Origin of the sequence: Paenibacillus sp. 2RAB27, from assembly GCF_052115445.1 — a bacterium.
Lineage (GTDB): Bacteria > Bacillota > Bacilli > Paenibacillales > NBRC-103111 > Paenibacillus_E.
On the sequence record NZ_JBFRGR010000107.1, the window covers coordinates 1 to 557 of the forward strand.

Genomic DNA, 557 nt, shown 5'->3' on the forward strand with positions numbered 1-557 from the left:
GAAGTCGGTGGGGTAACCCGCAAGGGAGCCAGCCGCCGAAGGTGGGGTAGATGATTGGGGTGAAGTCGTAACAAGGTAGCCGTATCGGAAGGTGCGGCTGGATCACCTCCTTTCTATGGAGACTCGTGTCTGATAGACACAGTCAAGTGATATATAAGGATCTTTAATCGTAGATTAAAGTCTCTCATTATTCACACAAACCGCTTACTCACTCGTGTTCAGTTTTGAAAGAGCAATCTTTCAAACATTCAGTTGACAACCAACATCGCTTCGCGAATGTAAAGGTTGCAACATTGTTCCTTGAAAACTAGATAACGAAACAAAAACGTAAAGTAAGAACTTAGGTTGTGTTGACCTTAGGGTCACGCAAAAATCTTTAACTCTTTCAATTAGGAGAGACTTTTGCTAACGCAAAAGATCCCTATAAATGGTTAAGCTAGAAAGAGCACACGGAGGATGCCTAGGCACTAGGAGCCGAAGAAGGACGTGGCGAACGACGAAATGCCTCGGGGAGCCGTAAGCAGGCTTTGATCCGGGGATGTCCGAATGGGGGAACC

At 46.1% G+C, this 557-nt stretch carries 2 rRNA genes; both read left to right on the top strand.

Features of this window, described 5'->3' with window-relative positions:
• A 16S ribosomal RNA gene (locus tag AB4114_RS35840) occupies positions 1 to 113 on the top strand; the annotation flags it as partial.
• Between the two features lie 316 nt (positions 114 to 429).
• Positions 430 to 557 (top strand): 23S ribosomal RNA (locus AB4114_RS35845); the annotation flags it as partial.